This window comes from Aeromonas sp. Marseille-Q7275 (assembly GCF_965119515.1).
Genome location: NZ_CBCPLW010000046.1, coordinates 1 through 1,089 on the forward strand (window position 1 = coordinate 1; position 1,089 = coordinate 1,089).

Sequence of the window (1,089 nt, forward strand, 5' to 3'; positions counted from 1 at the left end):
CGGCCCATCATGGCCACCGACAAATTCCCCTGCTCGAGGTAGATACGGTTCACGTCGGTAATTTCCAGTTCACCACGAGGAGAAGGCTTCAGGCTTTTCGCAATCTCCACCACGCTGTTATCGTAGAAATAGAGGCCAGTCACCGCATAGTTGCTCTTGGGCTCCAGCGGCTTCTCTTCCAGAGAAATCGCCGTTCCCTGCTTATCAAACTCCACCACGCCATAGCGTTCTGGATCGTGTACATGATAGGCAAACACGGTGGCGCCATAAGGCTTGGCGGCGGCTGCCTCCAACTGTTTCTGCAGGTCGTGGCCATAGAAGATATTATCACCCAGCACCAGTGCACAGGGGTCAGAGCCAATAAACTCTTCCCCCAGAATAAAGGCCTGCGCCAGGCCATCTGGGCTTGGCTGCACCTTGTATTGCAGATTCAGGCCCCATTGGCTGCCATCGCCCAGCAACTGCTCGAAGCGAGGGGTATCTTGTGGCGTGCTGATGATCAAAATATCGCGAATACCCGCCAGCATCAGGGTACTCAACGGGTAATAGATCATCGGCTTGTCATAGATGGGCAGCAGTTGTTTGCTGACGGCCATGGTGACGGGATAGAGACGAGTGCCAGAGCCCCCGGCCAGAATAATACCTTTACGTTTGTTCATAGTGCTTGATTTCTTATCTTTGAATTATGTAACCCATCAAAGTGAGTGCGTTTAAATAACACTCATTTTGCGTTTTATCCCTACTGGAGCGTGGGACAGTATACCCACGCTATCTTTATTTTCTTATTTTCCGAGGATCTCGGTCAGCATCCGCTCGACACCGACAGTCCAGTCCGGCAGTACCAGATCGAAGGTTCGTTGGAATTTACTGGTATCAAGGCGGGAGTTATGGGGGCGTTTGGCCGGGGTCGGGAAAGCGCTAGTCGGCACCGCATTGAGCTGCGTGACCGCCAGCTCAACCCCGGCTTCTCTGGCTTTGGCAAACACCAGCTGAGCATAGTCATACCAGGTGGTGGTGCCGGAAGCGATAAGATGGTAGAGCCCCGCCACTTCGGGTTTGTATTGCGCGGTCCGGATCGCATGAGCGGTG

2 protein-coding genes are annotated in these 1,089 nt (G+C 53.5%); both read right to left on the bottom strand.

What is annotated here, in order from left to right:
- Positions 1 to 659 (bottom strand): glucose-1-phosphate thymidylyltransferase RfbA (rfbA, locus tag ACWPWQ_RS21275; protein ID WP_454010707.1); only part of this gene is annotated, 659 nt, incomplete at its 3' end.
- A 123-nt stretch (positions 660 to 782) separates the two neighbouring features.
- A partial coding sequence (locus tag ACWPWQ_RS21280; protein ID WP_454010708.1) for a sugar nucleotide-binding protein occupies positions 783 to 1,089 on the bottom strand: 307 nt, incomplete at its 5' end.